This is a genomic window from Paraburkholderia guartelaensis (assembly GCF_004353905.1).
Lineage (GTDB): Bacteria > Pseudomonadota > Gammaproteobacteria > Burkholderiales > Burkholderiaceae > Paraburkholderia > Paraburkholderia guartelaensis.
Genome location: NZ_SMOD01000014.1, coordinates 204,487 through 220,383 on the forward strand (window position 1 = coordinate 204,487; position 15,897 = coordinate 220,383).

A 15,897-nucleotide genomic window follows, 5' to 3' on the forward strand; every position below is an offset into this window, starting at 1 on the left:
AAGCGTTGGGAGGCATATTAGGGGTGCCAAAAGAAGCGATGATGCCGTTGTTGCATGTGCGTATGCGAATTTTGCATAACGCGGGAAAACCCTAGACGCCGGTCTGTAGAACCGCGCGAAGATGCTGCCAGAGCGTATCGAGAAACTCACTGCGATTCGATGCGTCGCGGTAGACGCGCAGCTCGATATCCAGATTCCAGTGCGTCGGGCCTGCAGGGACGAGTTCACCCGCGTCCAGTTCCGCGGCTATCGCGCTCTTTGGCAGCCACGCCATCCCTTCGCCTTCCATGACCATTTTTTTGAGCACCTCGGCCATGTCCGATTCATAGTGAAGCAACAAGGAAGGCGCAGAGGGCGCTCGAGCGAGCAGCACCGCAAGGCAGCGGCCGAAATAACTCGTTTCCGTGTATGAAATGTGAGGCAATGGCTGTTTTGCCGTTCCCGGCAGTCGATACATCGGCGCGGAACGCAGGTTGGGTCTGCTGGCAGGCATGAGCGTGTCGATACCCACCGTGAGATGCTCATACTTCGCGGGATCGAGATGCAAGGGCAGTTCGGGGTGGTGGTAGGCGAACATCAACTCGCAGTTGCCATTCACGAGCGTCAGGATCGAGTCGTGCACATTGGCCGGTACCACGCGCGCGCGCACGTCCCCAAAGTGTGCGGAAAGCGCCTTGAGCCACGCAGGCAGAAAATTCAGCGCGATGGTGTGGCCGGCGGCAATCTGGAGGCTCTTGCCGCCGATCCGTTTTTCAGTCCGGATGATGGCGCGTGTATCGAAGAGTTTGTTCAGGATATCTTCAGCGACTTCGCGGAAGAGTTGTCCTGCGGGCGTCAACACGGGAGGGAAGCTGCTGCGATCGATCAATTCCGCCCCGACCCATTGCTCCAGCGATTGAATGCGCCGGCTGAACCCGGACTGGGTCACATTGCGGAACTCCGCTGCGCGTGAAAAGCTCTGGTATTGAGCAAGAGCGATGAAGTCCTCGACCCACTTGATTTCCATACGTATGGCCCGCCTTCTGGGACGCGAAATGCCGTTTTCGGGAAGCTCCGATCTTACGCCGGTACCGTTGCACCAGGTCGCGTCGAGGACTGTGCCTGACCTGGCGAAGGCTCGCGATGGTGTCGACGCGAATTGCGCCCGCACTAACCCAATGCAGACGCAATCCTCATCGGTTGCGGTCAGTAAGTCGCAGAAAACGCTGCCTGTACCTGGTCGGGCGACGTGATCCCATTGGCGATCAACAGTTGGGTCAGCAAACGGGCTTTCTCAGGATTGAGATCGAGGGACGCGACAAACCCGCTCTTGTCATCGTCGACTTCGACGTTGCGGTTCACGAAGCCCGATCCAACCCGCGAGGACCGGACGACAACGACGCCCATTTTTGCGGCACGCTGCATGGCAAGCATGGCGGCATTGGAAACGTCGCCGTCGCCGACCCCGGCGATCACGATCCCCTTCGCCTTGTCTGCGATCGCATGGTCGATCTGTGTCGCGTCCATGTTGCTGTGCGCGAAGATGATCTCGACCCGCGGCAGTTGCCCGTCTACGGGCAGCGTGTACGGAGGCTTGCGAGCGGCGAGAACGGGCGCAACGAAGCGGATCGACGCCGGGTCCACGTAGCCGATTGGCCCGGCGTTGGGAGACAGAAACGTCTGAAGGGAAGTGGTATTCGTCTTGGTGATCCAACGCGGATCATGAATCGTGTCGTTCATGACCACCATCACGCCCCGCCCCTGCGACTGCGGGCTGGCAGCAACTTCAACGGCTTCGAGGAGGTTATTGGGCCCATCAGCACTGGTGACACCGCCCGGTCGCATCGATCCCACGAGCACGACAGGCTTGGTGGAATGGATAACGTTCTTCAGAAAGAACGCGGTTTCCTCCATCGTGTCCGTGCCATGCGTGATCACGACACCGTCGGCCTCGCCGCGATCAAAAATCTCATTGATGCGTTTGGCCAGTTGAAACCAGACCTTGTCGTTCATGTCTTGCGAGCCGATATTCGAAATCTGCTCCGCCGAGATCGTGGCGAATTTCTCGATGCCAGGTACATCCTTGATCAGCTGCTTCCCGGTGCGCTCGCCCGAGTTGTATCCGATTGCCGAACGGGCATCCGCCGTTCCCGAGATCGTGCCTCCGGTTGCAAGCACGACGACGCGTGGAAGTTGTTTTGCTTGGCTGGTGGCATTTGTTTGTTGTTCGGCGCCGGTGTCCGCGGCTGCGGCGGACGCGCAATAGAGTGGAAGGGCAAGGAAGATGGCCAGTGCGGCTGCAACGGTCGTACGAAATTGAGTCGAAACGGGGTGCGCGAATTTATTCATGATCGTGTGCAAACGGAAGAGACCTTAGACGGAAGGAACGGCTAACTCACCGGCTCGTTGATGAACTGAACAAAGCGGGCGATCCCACGACTCCGAATTCGATTGGTAGCGGGATGGATCACGCCTCACACCTCACACCAGAGTCAGACCGGATGGTAGAAGCGGTCAAAAAAAGGACGATGCGGGGGTGGCATGTCCCTATGCGAGACTCGCATAACGTGGGAAAACCCTGGCTTCGCCGACGTGCGATGCCAGTCTCTTCGGCCTGGAGCAGGGTAGCTACATATCAGTAGTAGTCCAGACTAATTTGCGCGTGATTGGAAGTGTTTCTCATCTCCACAGGTCGGACCAGCGACTACCGGCTGGCCGACCTGGTGCATGCATCCGGGAAAGCGCGCCACGACCATCGCGCCGCCCGGCCAGCTCTACTGCCGAATCAGAGCCATCATCGCGCCAAACCCGACGAACACACCGCCCGTCACGCGGTTGAACGCCTTTGCCACGCGGCGGCTCTTGAGCGTTGCGCCGATGCGCGTGCCGAAACCCGCGTAGACGAGATACCAGCTCACTTCGCACACGGCGAAGGTTGCAACGAGCACGCCGAACTGCGGCAGCACCGGCCGGGTCGCGTCGATGAACTGCGGCAGAAGCGCCGCCGCGAAAAGGATCGCCTTCGGGTTGCTGCCGCCGACGAGAAAGCCGTTGCGATAGAGCGCGAGCGGCGAGCGCACGGGGCGCGCGGCCACACGTTCGGCAACGTCGGCCGCGGCTTCGGGCACGGGTGCGCCCCACGCCTTGATGCCCAGGTACACGAGGTACGCGGCGCCGATGAAGCGCAGTGCGTTGAACATGGTCGGCCACGCTTGCAGGAACACGCCGAGCCCGGCCGCCGAAACGGCGAGCATCAGAATCAGTGCGGATAGGCAACCGGCCATGGTCGCGCTCGTGCGGCGCAGTCCGTACTGCGCGCCGTGCGACATGATGAGCAACATGTTGGGACCAGGGATGGCGCAGACGACGAAGACGGTGACGAGGAACAGCCACCAGGTATGCAGATTCATTGCAGCGGCGAGATCAAAGAGGGCTGGAAAACGGCGAAGGGAAGATTATGCCAGCGGACGGCCCGAGCCTGGCCGCAGCCGGCAAGCCAAGGGTGATCCGGCGTCCGGTGAGAATGCGGGGCGGGAAAAAGAAAAGCCCGCAGCGAATGCGGGCTTGAACCATGCCAATGGAGACATGGAGGAGACGACTTCACTATAGTCAAACAATTGACGCATCGCAATATACGTTCGTATATAACATCGTTAATCATTGTCAGATTAATGAGTTAGTGATTGATGCGGCCATCGAGCAGGCACACAATGAAGCGGCGCGTCGCTGGATGGACGGTGCGGCGCACGGGGGGCGAGACATCGCCTCGTCAGCCCGGAGCGGGTTTCAACTGGAGGGATGAAATGGGCATTCTGGACAAGGTGGGTGAAATTGCCGGTGCGGTTGCCGCTGTGGAAGGCGCCGAGAAGCTCGATCCGAACGCGGGCTTTCTGACCAAGGCAGCCGCCGCGGTTGCCGGTTTCGAGGGCGCCAAGGAAGTCGAGCAGCTAGTCGAGAAGAAGGAAGACGAAAAGCCCGCCGACGACAACACCGCGCAACCCGCGGATGGGTCGGATCAGCAGACGTGAGCGCATCGCCGCGCGCATGACGGTTTGACCGGGGAGTCGCGCGCGCTTCGCTTCGTAGTGTCAGATACGCGAGTGGCAGTACAGATACAGGAAAGCCGCGGCTGGATCAGCCGCGGCTTTTTCATTGGACCAACCACCAGGCAGGCCGCTAGCGGCCAGAGGCCGGCGACGCGCGATAAACGAAGCCCAGCGCGATCACCGCAACCGTGAAGCCGAGGGCGACGAGGCACACGCCGCTCCAGCGCGCCGTGGCCCACGCAGCGCCGGCCATGAGCGCGCCGGCCGCGCCGCCAATGAAGAACATCCCCACGAAAATCGCATTGAGCCGGCCGCGCGCGGCGGGGTTGAGCAGGTTGATCGCTCGCCGCCCGAGCGTCTGGTCGGCGATGACACCCGCATCGAGCGCAGCCGCGCCTACGACGAGCAGGCCGAGCGCCAGCGCTGGATGCGCCGCGGGTGCAAAGCCGCCCCAGCCCGCGCCCGCCACGCCCAGCAGCACGACCGCGCCGAGCATCGTCGCGTGCGCGGCGTATTGCACCGCGCGTCCTGCGCCATGATCGCCCAGCCGGCCCGCGAGCGGCGTGACGATCGCGCCGCTCGCACCCGCCAGCGCGAACGCGGCAATGCCGTTCATGCCGAGCGAAAACGGCGGCTGCGAAAGCAGCAGGGCGACCGCGGTCCAGAAAGCGGAGAAGGCGCCCAGCGCAAGCGCCGCAAGGAAGGCACTGCGCCGCAGAACGCGCTCGGTGCGCAGCAACGTCCAGAGCGAATAGAGCAGATCGGCATAGCGGGCCGTCACGGTCGGCATGCGGTGTGGCGTGCGCAGAAAGAGGACCACGGCGAGCAGGGCATCCGCCACCGCTTCGATGCCGTAGAACGCGCGCCAGCCTAGCGTTCCCGCAATCAGGCTCGCGAGCGGCCGTGACAGCAGAATGCCCAGCATCAGGCCACTCATCACGTTGCCGACGGCCCGCCCACGCCGGCTTTCGGGCGCCATCGACGCGGCCATCGGCACGAGCATCTGGATCACGCTGGAGGTCGCGCCCGCGAGGAATGCCGCGGCGAGAAAGAGCGGGCCCGAGCGCGCCAGCGCCGCGAGCGCCAGAAAGACCGAACAGGCAAGCAGCGTGCGGAAAATCAGGCGCCGGTTTTCGAGCAGATCGCAGAGCGGCACGAGCAGCAGCAGGCCGGCCGCGTAGCCGAGCTGCGGCAGCATGGCGACCGCGCCGACGAATTCCGGGCGCAAATGCAGCGATTGGCTCACGAGCCCGGCGAGCGGCTGGGCCGCAGACAGATTGACGACGATCACACCGACTGCGGCGGCGAAGAATAGCGTCATCGGCAGCGTGAGCGTGGCGTGATTGGCGTGCTCGGCGTGGCTCGCGGGGGTAGGTTCGCGCGCCATCACACGTGTACAGGTTTCAGCAGGGTGCTCCATCGATTGGCTCCGCAACGTGGCAAGTCCAGGTATCGTAGGGAGCATCACGTTATGCGACAATTGAATTATCGCGATAATCTTTATGCGGAGTCGTTGTGAACACTCGAGATCTGGAAGCCTTCGTGGCGGTGGTCGAAAGCGGCTCGCTCGTGCGGGCGTCGGAGCGGCTGTTCCTGACGCAGCCGGGCCTCACGCGCCGCGTACAGAACCTGGAGGCGACGCTCGGCATCGAGCTTCTCGACCGCCAGAGCAAGCCCCTCAAGCCGACGGCCGCGGGCAACGAGGTGTACGGCCTTGCGCGCTCGGTGCTGCGCGCCGTCGATGACCTGATGTCGGTCGCCTCGCCGGAGAGCGAGCCGGTCGGCGAACTGAAGCTTGGCGTGCCGCCGTTTCTCTCGGAACTGGCGCTCGAACAGCCCGTCGATCAATTGCGTGGCGAGTTTCCCAAGCTGACGCTGCGCGTGAGGGCGGGCTGGTCGCCAGGCCTGCTCGACGAGGTCGAGCGCGCACGACTCGATGCGGCCGTAATCCTGCTGCCCGCCGCGGTGATGCCGCCGGAGGGCGTGGTCGCGACCCAGCTCGGCTACACACCGACCCTCGTCGTCGCGGCGCGGTCGTTTGGTTTGCCCGACGAGCCCACCACGCTCGCCGCGCTCGCGCACCATCCGTGGGTGCTGAACCAGGACGGCTGCGGGATGCGTTCGGCGCTGAGCCGCGCCATGGGCATGGCGGGCCTGCCGTTCAACGTTGCGGTCGAGGCCTTCGGCTCGGAACTGCAGCTTTCGCTGGTCGCGCGCGGCATGGGCGTCGGGCTCGCCGCGCCGCAAGCGCTCGCCCGCAGCCCTCTGCGCGACCAGCTGCAGATCATCGACGCAACCGACTTCCGCTCGGGCCTGAATGTGTGGCTCGTGCACGGGGCGCTGCCGGGGCGCCTCGTGCGGCCGGTCGCGCTGATCCGCGATGCGCTGGCTAACAAGCTGGAGATGGCCGAAGTGGCGTGACGGCGCAGCGCCTCGCGCTCAGGCGTGGCCGCCGTTGCCGCTGCTGCCGATGGCGTCGAGTTCGGCGAGCACTTCGTCGTTCAGGTCGAGCTTCGCGGCCGCCACGTTCTCGCGCAGATGCGAAAGCGTGGACGTTCCCGGAATCAGCAGGATGTTGGGCGAGCGGCGCAGGAGCCACGCCAGCGCGAGCGCCATCGGCGTGACTTCGAGGCGCGCGGCAACCGAGGAAAGCGACGAAGACTGAATCGGCGTAAAGCCGCCGAGCGGAAAGAACGGCACGTAGGCGATGCCTTGCTCGGCCAGGGCGTCGATCAGCGCGTCGTCATCACGGTGCACGAGGTTGTAGTGGTTCTGCACGCACACGATCGGCACGATGCGCTGCGCTGCCGCGATTTGCGCGGCGGTCGCGTTGGACATGCCGACGTTGCGCACGAGACCGCGTTCGCGCAGCCGGGCCAGCGCCTCGACCTGCTTTTCCACGGGGCCTTCGGACGGCTTGTGGACGTCACCCATGATGCGCAGGTTGACCACGTCGAGCGCGTCGAGACCCAGGTTGCGCAGATTGTCGTGCACGGCGCGCTCGATGTCGGCGGGTTCCAGTGCCGGCAGCCAGGCGCCCTTGTCGTCGCGCACGGCGCCCACCTTGGTGACGATCGTGAGGTTCGCCGCATACGGATGCAGCGCCTCGCGGATGATCTGGTTCGTCACGTGCGGGCCATAGAAGTCGCTCGTGTCGATGTGATCGATGCCCAGCGCGATGGCCTCGCGCAGCACCGCGACGGCTTGCGCCCGGTCCTTCGGAGGCCCGAACACGCCGGGGCCGGCCAGTTGCATGGCGCCATAGCCCATGCGGCTCACCTGGCGGCCAGCCAGTTCAAACGTGCTTGCGGGTTTGCGGTTCGGCATTGCGTACTCCTCGGTTGACGAATGTCCGCAGTATGGGCGCCTTCGAATTGTCCGATAATCCCATCTGATCAGAACAGGCTGTGCGGAAAATCGAACAGTGCGGGGTGAACCATGCCGATGGAAATGAACGATCTGGCCGCTTTTGTTTCGGTGGCGCGCGCGGGCGGCTTTCGCGATGCGGCGCGCGTGGGCGGCGTTTCGGCATCGAGCCTGAGTGCCGCGGTGCGCAGGCTGGAGGCGAAGCTCGGGCTGCGCCTGTTGAACCGCACCACGCGCAGCGTCGCGCCGACCGAGGCGGGGCAGCGTCTGCTCGAATCGATCACGCCGCTTTTCAGCGAGATGGAAGCGGCGCTCGACGTGCTCAACGGCTACCGCGAAAAGCCGGCGGGCACGCTCAAGCTCAACGTGCCTGCGAGCGCGGCGCGCACCATCCTGCCAGGCGTGCTCGCGCCGTTTCACCGCGCGTATCCCGAGATCCGCGTCGAGGTGGTGGTGGAGGACGGCTTCGTCGACGTGCTGCAGATCGGCTGCGACGCCGGTATCCGCTACGACGAGCGGCTGGAGCAGGACATGATCGCGATTCCCATCGGTCCGCGCGTGGAGCGCTTCGCGACGGTCGCTTCGCCCGCGTATCTCGCGGCGCGCGGGCGGCCTGAAGACCCGCGCGAGTTGCTCGGCCACGCTTGCCTGCGCGTGCAGTTCGCGGGCGGTGCGATGCCGCTCTGGCATTTCGAGCGCGACGGCGAAGTGCTGCGCCTCGACCCGCCCACGGTGCTCGTCGTGCGTCCCGGCGCCGCGCTCGATCTGTTGATCGACATGGCGCTCGATGGCGTCGGCATCGTGTATCTGTTCGAAGAGATGTTGCTGCCGCATATCCGAAGCGGCGCGCTCGTGCGCTTGCTCGACGACTGGGACGTGTCGTTTCCGGGGCCGTTTCTCTACTACCCTGGGCGGCGGCACCTGCCGGCGCCGCTGCGCGCGTTCGTCGACTTCGTCAAGGCGAACGCGCAAGACGATTCGGGATCCTGAGTACGCGTCGAGCGCCCCGTATAAGGGCGCGTAACAGCGCTCAGCGACGCTTCATCCCATACTCGATGAACGTGCGGCACAGCAATTCCATGCCTTTCGCGTCCTCTTCGTCGAAGCGCGCGAGATGCGGGCTGTCCACGTCCCAGACGCCGATCAGCTCGCCGTCCGGCGTGACGAGGGGCACGACGATTTCCGACTGCGAAGCCGAATCGCACGCAATGTGGCCCGCGAACGCGTGCACGTCGGGCACCACCTGCGTTTGCCGCGTGGCCGCCGCCGTGCCGCATACGCCCTTGCCCAGGGGAATGCGCACGCACGCCGGTTTGCCCTGGAACGGACCGACCACGAGTTCGGTGCCGTCGAACGAATAAAAGCCCGCCCAGTTCAGGCCTTCGAGCGAATGAAACACGAGCGAAGCGAAGTTCGCCGCGTTCGCGATGACGTCGGTTTCGCCTTCGATCAGCGAGCGCGCCTGTGCGGCCAGCGATTCGTAGAGGGCGGGTTTGTCGGAGGGAAGGGTGTCGGAAAGCGAGAACATAAGTCGGTCGATCTGGATATGCGCCGTTCCAGCGAAAGGCGCGGTGGAGCCAAACGAGATTTTAGGCGAGATCGGCTATCGGCAGGAAATCGCCGGGCGCTGAATACGGCGTGTCCATGGACCGTAGCGCGCACTCGTGCGATTATTCACGTTTCGTGTTGAATCTATCCACGCCTGCGGGGCTGGTCGCTGGCGGGTTTTCAGGCATGCTGGCGCATCAGCACAGAATCAACACAGAAACGGAGAACGCGACATGAGCAAGACATTCAAAATCGCCGCCATCGCCGGCGACGGTATCGGCCAGGAAGTGATGCCCGAGGGCGTGCGCGTGGTCGAGGCGGCGGCCGCGAAGTTCGGCCTGAACCTCGAAATCACGCATTTCGACTGGGCAAGCTGCGATTACTACCTGCAGCACGGCAAGATGATGCCCGACGACTGGTTTGCCACGCTCAAGGGTTTCGATGCGATCTATTTCGGCGCGGTCGGCTGGCCCGACAAGGTGCCCGATCACATTTCGCTGTGGGGCTCGCTCCTGAAGTTCCGCCGCGAGTTCGACCAGTACGTGAACCTGCGCCCGGTGCGTCTGCTGCCCGGCGTGCCGTGCCCGCTTGCGAACCGCAAGCCTGGCGACATCGACTTCCTCGTGGTGCGCGAGAACACCGAGGGCGAGTACAGCTCGGTGGGCGGCAAGATGTTCGAAGGCACCGACCGCGAGTTCGTGTTGCAGGAGTCGGTGTTCACGCGCCACGGCGTGGACCGCATTCTCAAGTACGCGTTCGAACTCGCGAACCAGCGCGGCCGCAAGAAGCTCACGGCGGCTACGAAGTCCAACGGCATCTCGATCAGCATGCCGTACTGGGACGAGCGCGTGGCGGCGATGGGCGAGGCGTATCCCGACGTGAAGTGGGACAAGCAGCACATCGATATTCTGTGCGCGCGCTTCGTGCTGCAGCCGGACCGCTTCGACGTGGTCGTCGCCTCGAACCTCTTCGGCGACATTCTTTCGGACCTCGGCCCCGCATGCACGGGCACGATCGGTCTGGCGGCTTCGTCGAACCTGAATCCCGAGCGCAAGTTCCCCTCGCTGTTCGAGCCGGTGCACGGCTCGGCGCCCGACATCTTCGGCAAGAAGATCGCCAACCCCATCGCGATGATCTGGTCGGGCGCGATGATGCTCGACTTCCTCGGCAACGGCGACGCGCAATACAAGGCCGCGCACGACGCGATCATGCAGGCCATCGAGAAGGTGCTGGTGGAAGGCCCGCGCACGCCCGACATGGGCGGCACGGCAAACACGACGGAACTGGGCGAAGCGGTCGCCGCCGCGCTGTAACGGACATGCCGGACGAACCGAAAGCGCCAAAATCCGTCGCGTCGCCGGAACTCGACGACTTGCGCGTGTTCTGCATGGTCGCGCGCAAGGCGAGTTTCAGCGCCGCGGCCGAAGCGCTTTCGGCGTCGCCGGCCTATGTGAGCAAGCGCGTGGGCGTGCTCGAGGCGCGCCTCGGCACGCGCCTGTTGCACCGCTCGACGCGGCGCGTCGCGATGACCGAGGCGGGCGAGCGCGTCTATGCGTCGGCGGGCAAGATCCTCGACGACGTCGAGCGCCTCGTGGACGACGTCTCCACCACGCGGCGCATTCCGCGCGGCACGTTGCGCGTGTCGAGCAGCTTCGGCTTTGGCCGCAATTTCGTCGCGCCCGCGCTCGCGGGGCTTTCGGAGCGGTATCCGCAACTGAGCGTGCGCCTCGAACTGTTCGACCGGCTCGTCGACGTGGCGGGCGAAGGCTTCGATCTCGACGTGCGTATCGGCGACGAGATCGCCGGCCATCTGATCGCGCGGCGTCTCGCCACGAACTATCGCGTGCTATGCGCCGCGCCTGCGTATCTCGCGCGGCGCGGCGCCCCACAGGAGGTCGCCGATCTGGCCGAACACGCGTGTCTCGCGATCAAGGAGCGCGATCATCCGTTCGGCGTATGGCGCTTGAACACGCACGGCGAAGCGGTTTCGGTGAAGGTGGCCGGGCCGCTCTCGACCAATCACGGCGAGGTGGCGGTGCAGTGGGCGCTGGCGGGCCGCGGCATCGTGCTGCGCTCGATGTGGGATGTCGCGCCATTGCTGGAGAGCGGGCGCCTGCAGCGCGTGCTGCCGGGCGTGACGCAGCCGGCCAATGTCTGGGCCGTGTACCCGGCGCGCCTCGCGCAGTCGGCGAAAGTGCGCGTGTGCGTGAATCATCTGGAGGAAACGTTCGCGCGCATCGGTATTTCCGCGCCTGCAAACGAGGACGAGAGCGGGCGCTGACCGGGTTCCGCGGGTGCCTTACTCGCTCTCGGGGAGATCGAGCGCCTTGCGCTCGCGTCGTTCCTCGTTGCCGCGCCTCGCACGCTGGCGTTGGCGCGAAAGCACGGTGATGATCTGGCCGGTGGTGGCGTCGGCGGGGATTTCGTTGCGGATCACGTTCGCGACCATCGGCAGCCCCTTGCGCTGGCGGTGCAGCGCCTGCGCGATCGCCTGGCGGCACGCTGGCCCGTGGCAATCCCATTCGTCGCGCAGTTTTCCGCAGTAACGGCAGGTGTCCATGCGTCCCAGTTTACCCAAAATCGATGGGTGGTTTTAGGGGTGCGATCAGCGCGCGCCGCACGTGTGCCATTCGTGCGCCGCCCGGCGCGGGCCGGCGGTATGATCGGCTGCGGATGTGGCGGGACCGCGGTGCGAAATATCGTGGCGGGAGCGGCAGATGGCGGCGATCGGCGTAGTCCATGTTCGACATGGAAGGCGTGCTGTCCCACTACGATCGCGACGCGCGCGTGGCGAGCCTCGCGGCCGCCACCGGCGCGCCGCCCGAATCGGTGCGTCACGCGATCTGGGGCTCGGGTCTCGAAGCGCGCGCCGACGCGGGCGAGATCGACCCCGAAGCTTATCTGCGCGCACTGGGCGCGATGCTCGGCTGCGAGGTGGGCCGCGACGTGTGGCTCGCGTCGCGGCGCGCGTCGATCACGCCGAACGAGGCGGCGCTCGCGCTGGCGCAGCGTGTGGCCGTGCGATGCCGCATCGCTGTGCTGACCAATAACTGCTCGCTCGTCACGCATCACCTCGACTATCTGAATCCGCCCGTTGCGCGGCTTTTCGGCTCGCAGATCTATTCGTCGGCGACGTTCGGCGCGGTCAAGCCGGCCGCGCAGACCTACCTTGGCTGCGTTGCACAGCTCGGCGCGCAGCCACAGGAAACGCTCTTCATCGACGACAGCGAAGCGAACGTAACGGGCGCGCTCGACGCGGGGTTGCAGGCGTGCCACTTCGTCGAAGCCGAATCGCTCGCGAGCGACCTGGCGCGGCTCGGGCTGATCGACGCTTGATGGCCGTGCCGCACGCGCGGCCACGGCGTGAATGAATGGATGGCTGGCGAACGTACGGGAGCTTGCGATGAAGATGCAATGGAACTGGAAGCTGGTCGCGACACTCTGCCTGTGCGCGTTCGCGCCGCTCGCCGCGGCTCAACAACCGGGCGCGCCGCTCGTCTACGTGACGGACTTCGAACTCGACGCGGCCAACGTCAAGCAGGATTCGAATCCTGTGGAGAATGCACGCGAGCACATGGGCGGCTTGCTGCCACGACCGCTATTGCGCCATCGCGACCCGCAGCAGCAGGCCGATCAGGTCGTCACGAAAATGGCCGATGCGCTGGTGAACGACCTGCGCGAGAAGGGCCTCGACGCGCGCCGCCTGCCCAGCGGCACGCCGCTGCCCGCGCAGGGCTGGCTGGTGCGCGGCGTCTTCCTGAGCGTGGACGAAGGCAACAGCATGCGGCGCGCGGTGGTGGGTTTCGGCTCGGGCGCGAGCCAGATCGAGCTGGCGGTGGCGGTGGACAACCTCGCCACCCAGGCGCCGCAGCCGCTTTATCAGGTGATCGACAGCCAGTCGAGCCACGCGAAGCCGGGCGCCGGCGCGGCCATCGCGCTCAATCCGTATGTGGCGGCAGCCAAATTCGTGCTGGCGCGCGCCGATGACCGCAAGAACGTGGACCGCGCGGCGGCCGAAGTGGCCGACTCGGTTGCGGCGCGTGTGAAAGCGGCGCCGCAATGACGCCGCGGGCGCGCCTTAGCCGCGCGGCGGAATGTTGAGCCCGCGCTCGACTGCCGGGCGCGCGACGAATGCTCCGAGCACGCGCGCGACGTTTTTGAAATCGGCGTAACCGACGAGATCACCCGCTTCGTAGAAGCCAACGAGGTTGCGCACCCAACCAAACGTGGCGATGTCGGCGATGGTGTACTCGTCGCCCATGATCCACTTGCGCCCTTCGAGGCGCTGGTCGAGCACGGCGAGCAGGCGACGCGACTCGGCGACGTAGCGGTCGCGCGGACGCTTGTCCTCATACTCCTTGCCCGCGAACTTGTGGAAGAAGCCCACCTGGCCGAACATCGGGCCAATGCCGCCCATCTGGAACATGACCCACTGGATCGTCTCGTAGCGCGCCGCGCCTTCACGGGCGAGGAAGCGGCCGCTCTTGTCGGCGAGATAGATGAGGATCGCGCCCGATTCGAAGAGCGCGAGCGGCTCGCCGCCCGGGCCGTTCGGATCGAGGATCGCGGGAATCTTGTTGTTGGGGTTCAGCGAGAGGAATTCCGGCGACATCTGGTCGTTCGTGTCGAAGCGCACCAGATGCGGCTCGTAGGGCAGGCCGCTTTCCTCCAGCATGATCGAGACCTTGACGCCATTGGGCGTGGGCAGCGAATAGAGCTGGATGCGCTCGGGGTGGAGCGCCGGCCACTTGCGGGTGATGGGAAATGCGGAAAGGTCGTTCATGCGGTTCCTTGAAGGCATTCAGCGGCGCGGCGCAGGCCGTGCAAGGCGCGCCGCGGCCTGATCGACAGGCGGGAGTGGAGTCAGGCCGCCAAGTTTAGTGGAAATGGCGCGAGCCGTCTTTTCGCCGCAAGGCGCGGCTTACCCGCTGCTACACGCTACCTTCGCGCTCGACCACGAGAATGCGCGCCTCGCCGCGCGGATGCGCGACGTGCTCGCAGCCCACGCCCGCGAAGAACACATCGCCGGCTTCGAGCACCGCGATCTGCTCCACGCCGTCTTCGCGGTAATGCATGTCGACCACGCCGTCGAGCACGGCGAATACCTCCTCGCCATCGTTGACGTGCCATTTGTACGGCTGGTCGGTCCAGTGCAGGCGCACGGTGGTGCCGTTCATGTTGGCGATGTCGAGCGCGCCCCAGGGGCGGGTGGCGGTGAAGGCTTTCGAGCGGATGACTTTCATGGCTGTACGGGCTTGGACGTGATCGTGCGGCGCCTTGGAGCGGGGTTCAGGGATTGGCAGGCATGGATTGCGCAAGACTCATCAGATTGAGCGGCGCGACGCGAATGAGGCCGCCGCGCGGGCTGTCGATATCGGCGATGAGCGTGAGCGACAGCGTCACCGTGATGGGCAGGATGAGCAACAGCACCCGCCGGCCGACCTGGCCGTGCGCGCCGTAGCCCTGCATCAGGTTGCTGAAGATGGCGATGATGATCATCAGCACCCACGCGGCAACGGGAATGCGGTTGATCCACGCGGCCTGCGTGTAGCCCTGCGTGTTGATGACGTCGTTCATTCCGGAGACCACGAGCGCCATCACCGGATTCGGCTGCGCCTTCGCGGGATCGCGCACGCTCGCCCAGAGCTGCGTCTGGAGCTCGCCGGTGTCGCGGTTGATCTGATCGAGCGCGCCGGGCTCGTGCACGACGTAGAAGTGGATGCGCGCCTGAAGGTAGCGCGCAAGCAGCGCCTTGGTCTGGGCAGCCGCCTCGCCGCCAAGAAGCTCGGCGCGCAGATACTCCGTGCCGATCGCGTTGGCTTCCTCCTCCTCCAGGTTCTTGCGCTGGTCGTAGCGGCTCACGGCCATCGAGAGCGTAAAGCCGATCAGGAGCGCGAGCAGCGTGAGCGTCGCGCCCTGCACGATCTTGTAGTTCTCGCGCGCCTCCTCGGCGAGCGGGAAGTATCTGTGCAGCACGTTTGCGCCGAGTGCGGCGGCAAGCGGCAGCACCAGGATCAGCACGATGAACAGTAGCGCGGGGCGCTGGAGGATGAGCGGCGTCATGGAGTCTCCGCGAAAAGCGTGAGAGGGACGAAGGCGCTGCAATGCAAATCGGCGTCGCCCGCGCGAGGCGGGGCGACGCCGATTCTACGACAGTTCCGCGCGGCGGCGCGGGCCGCTGCCGACGCTTCAGCGCGCCGCGCGCTGCGCCCACATCGTGCGGCCCCAGAACGTCAGCGAGCGGTCCCACGCGAGCTGCGCCCAGACCGGATCGTACTGCGTGATGGGGATGCGGTTCGGGCCCACGGCGGTCTCGTTCGCAAACGCGTGGTGGGCGAGATAGCGATGGAATTCGACGTCGACGTTGGCGCCCTTGAGCTTCGTTTCGAGCTCCGCCACGGTTTCGATGTTGAACGCCTGGTCCTGGGTCGCGAAGTGGCCGAGGATGGGCGCCGTGATCTTGCTCGCGTCGATGTATTCGAGCGGCGGGAAGCCGTACCACACCACGGCGCTCGTAAGGCCCGGGACCATGGTGGCCGCGAGCAGCGTGAGCGCGCCGCCCATGCAGTAGCCCGTCACGCTCACGCGGTCCGTGAGCGTCTTCAGATAGGTGACCGCGCCGTACACGTCCTGCGAGGCCGCGTCCGCGAAGTCGAGGCCCGTCATCAGATGGTGGGCCTCTTCCTGTTCGACCGTGCTCTTGCCGCGATAGAGGTCGGGGACGAGCGCGAAGTAGCCAGCCTGTGCGAGCCGGTCGGCCACGCCGCGGATCTGGTCGTTCAAGCCCCACCATTCCTGGATCACGACGATGGCGGGCGCGCCTTCGGTCTTTTCCGGTTTGGCGAGATAACCCTGGAGCGACTGGCCGTCAGGGCGGGTGAAGGAAATCATGGATCCGGCGGACTGTTTCATTTGGGGCAACCCTCGGTGAGTCGGTTGAACGAAAGACGCAAGCATA

General features: G+C 65.3%; 18 protein-coding genes. 7 read left to right on the forward strand and 11 right to left on the reverse strand.

Annotated elements, in window-relative coordinates:
* Positions 1–91: 91 nt before the first annotated feature.
* The 3 genes from E1N52_RS20240 to E1N52_RS20250 form a co-directional block, all read right to left on the reverse strand.
* Complete coding sequence (locus E1N52_RS20240; RefSeq protein ID WP_133184507.1) at positions 92–1,006, reverse strand: LysR substrate-binding domain-containing protein; 915 nt, start codon at positions 1,004–1,006, stop codon at positions 92–94.
* A 179-nt stretch (positions 1,007–1,185) separates the two neighbouring features.
* Positions 1,186–2,328 carry an asparaginase gene (locus E1N52_RS20245; RefSeq protein WP_133184508.1) on the reverse strand — a complete coding sequence of 381 codons (1,143 nt, stop codon included), beginning with the start codon at positions 2,326–2,328 and terminating at the stop codon, positions 1,186–1,188.
* Positions 2,329–2,753: 425 nt separating this feature from the next.
* Positions 2,754–3,389 (reverse strand): LysE family translocator, encoded by a 636-nt coding sequence (locus E1N52_RS20250; protein WP_133184509.1) that lies wholly within the window; start codon positions 3,387–3,389, stop codon positions 2,754–2,756.
* A 393-nt stretch (positions 3,390–3,782) separates the two neighbouring features.
* Between E1N52_RS20250 and E1N52_RS20255 the strand changes: the two genes are divergently transcribed.
* Positions 3,783–4,007: a hypothetical protein gene (locus tag E1N52_RS20255; protein ID WP_028205419.1), complete on the forward strand. Its 225-nt coding sequence runs from the start codon at positions 3,783–3,785 to the stop codon at positions 4,005–4,007.
* Positions 4,008–4,155: 148 nt separating this feature from the next.
* Here E1N52_RS20255 and E1N52_RS20260 read toward each other — a convergent pair whose 3' ends face one another.
* A complete protein-coding gene (locus E1N52_RS20260; RefSeq protein ID WP_133184510.1) occupies positions 4,156–5,445 on the reverse strand; it encodes an MFS transporter in 1,290 nt (429 codons plus the stop codon).
* 95 nt (positions 5,446–5,540) lie between these two features.
* On the opposite strand from E1N52_RS20260, the gene E1N52_RS20265 reads away from it, so the two are divergent.
* Positions 5,541–6,446 carry a LysR family transcriptional regulator gene (locus tag E1N52_RS20265; RefSeq protein WP_133184511.1) on the forward strand — a complete coding sequence of 302 codons (906 nt, stop codon included), beginning with the start codon at positions 5,541–5,543 and terminating at the stop codon, positions 6,444–6,446.
* A gap of 18 nt (positions 6,447–6,464) precedes the next feature.
* On the opposite strand, the gene E1N52_RS20270 is transcribed toward E1N52_RS20265, so the two are convergent.
* The gene (locus E1N52_RS20270) at positions 6,465–7,352 is read right to left on the reverse strand and encodes an aldo/keto reductase family oxidoreductase (protein WP_133184512.1); all 888 of its coding nucleotides are present in this window, start codon (positions 7,350–7,352) and stop codon (positions 6,465–6,467) included.
* A gap of 117 nt (positions 7,353–7,469) precedes the next feature.
* On the opposite strand from E1N52_RS20270, the gene E1N52_RS20275 reads away from it, so the two are divergent.
* On the forward strand, positions 7,470–8,381 hold the full coding sequence (locus E1N52_RS20275) for a LysR family transcriptional regulator (RefSeq protein WP_133184536.1): 912 nt from the start codon (positions 7,470–7,472) through the stop codon (positions 8,379–8,381).
* A 40-nt stretch (positions 8,382–8,421) separates the two neighbouring features.
* Here E1N52_RS20275 and E1N52_RS20280 read toward each other — a convergent pair whose 3' ends face one another.
* Positions 8,422–8,919 (reverse strand): GAF domain-containing protein, encoded by a 498-nt coding sequence (locus E1N52_RS20280; RefSeq protein WP_069268631.1) that lies wholly within the window; start codon positions 8,917–8,919, stop codon positions 8,422–8,424.
* Positions 8,920–9,172: 253 nt separating this feature from the next.
* Here E1N52_RS20280 and E1N52_RS20285 point away from each other — a divergent pair, with 253 nt between their 5' ends.
* Both E1N52_RS20285 and E1N52_RS20290 read left to right on the forward strand, forming a co-directional pair.
* Complete coding sequence (locus E1N52_RS20285; RefSeq protein WP_133184513.1) at positions 9,173–10,252, forward strand: tartrate dehydrogenase; 1,080 nt, start codon at positions 9,173–9,175, stop codon at positions 10,250–10,252.
* 5 nt (positions 10,253–10,257) lie between these two features.
* A complete protein-coding gene (locus E1N52_RS20290; protein ID WP_133184514.1) occupies positions 10,258–11,220 on the forward strand; it encodes a LysR family transcriptional regulator in 963 nt (320 codons plus the stop codon).
* Positions 11,221–11,238: 18 nt separating this feature from the next.
* Here the strand turns inward: E1N52_RS20290 and E1N52_RS20295 are convergent, their stop codons facing one another.
* Entirely contained in the window at positions 11,239–11,499 is a 261-nt protein-coding gene (locus E1N52_RS20295; protein ID WP_069268628.1) for a hypothetical protein, read from the reverse strand.
* Positions 11,500–11,678: 179 nt separating this feature from the next.
* On the opposite strand from E1N52_RS20295, the gene E1N52_RS20300 reads away from it, so the two are divergent.
* Both E1N52_RS20300 and E1N52_RS20305 read left to right on the forward strand, forming a co-directional pair.
* Positions 11,679–12,275 carry an HAD family hydrolase gene (locus E1N52_RS20300; protein ID WP_133184515.1) on the forward strand — a complete coding sequence of 199 codons (597 nt, stop codon included), beginning with the start codon at positions 11,679–11,681 and terminating at the stop codon, positions 12,273–12,275.
* Positions 12,276–12,342: 67 nt separating this feature from the next.
* The gene (locus tag E1N52_RS20305) at positions 12,343–13,002 is read left to right on the forward strand and encodes a DUF4410 domain-containing protein (protein WP_133184516.1); all 660 of its coding nucleotides are present in this window, start codon (positions 12,343–12,345) and stop codon (positions 13,000–13,002) included.
* Between the two features lie 15 nt (positions 13,003–13,017).
* Here E1N52_RS20305 and E1N52_RS20310 read toward each other — a convergent pair whose 3' ends face one another.
* The 4 genes from E1N52_RS20310 to E1N52_RS20325 form a co-directional block, all read right to left on the reverse strand.
* On the reverse strand, positions 13,018–13,722 hold the full coding sequence (locus E1N52_RS20310; RefSeq protein ID WP_133184517.1) for a glutathione S-transferase N-terminal domain-containing protein: 705 nt from the start codon (positions 13,720–13,722) through the stop codon (positions 13,018–13,020).
* A gap of 148 nt (positions 13,723–13,870) precedes the next feature.
* Positions 13,871–14,182 (reverse strand): cupin domain-containing protein, encoded by a 312-nt coding sequence (locus E1N52_RS20315; protein ID WP_133184518.1) that lies wholly within the window; start codon positions 14,180–14,182, stop codon positions 13,871–13,873.
* Positions 14,183–14,228: 46 nt separating this feature from the next.
* On the reverse strand, positions 14,229–15,002 hold the full coding sequence (locus E1N52_RS20320) for a bestrophin-like domain (protein WP_133184519.1): 774 nt from the start codon (positions 15,000–15,002) through the stop codon (positions 14,229–14,231).
* A 126-nt stretch (positions 15,003–15,128) separates the two neighbouring features.
* Positions 15,129–15,851: a dienelactone hydrolase family protein gene (locus E1N52_RS20325; protein WP_133184520.1), complete on the reverse strand. Its 723-nt coding sequence runs from the start codon at positions 15,849–15,851 to the stop codon at positions 15,129–15,131.
* Positions 15,852–15,897: the final 46 nt, after the last annotated feature.